Origin of the sequence: Photorhabdus viridis (assembly GCF_040256935.1) — a bacterium.
In the GTDB taxonomy this organism is placed as follows: Bacteria; Pseudomonadota; Gammaproteobacteria; order Enterobacterales; family Enterobacteriaceae; genus Photorhabdus; species Photorhabdus viridis.
Genome location: NZ_JBEJZY010000530.1, coordinates 1 through 223 on the forward strand (window position 1 = coordinate 1; position 223 = coordinate 223).

At 51.6% G+C, this 223-nt stretch carries 1 pseudogene; it reads left to right on the top strand.

Annotated elements, in window-relative coordinates:
- A pseudogene (locus ABR397_RS25690) lies at positions 1-223 on the top strand (DNA primase); the annotation flags it as partial.

Here is a 223-nt window from a genome sequence, read left to right on the forward strand (position 1 = left end):
GACGGTGAACGAATCGCGGGAACAGACCGAAGCTATCCACGCCTTGCAGCGCCATAAACAAACCCTCGAAGGCTTACTGGCCGAGAATGAAAAGGCGTATATCACCGAACTGCATCAAAATGCCCAACGGTTGTTGCGCCCGCTCAATGTGGTTAACCCTTATGCCTCACAGTTAACGTTCATGAGCGATAAAACCCGCACCCGACGCGACCACATGAAATAT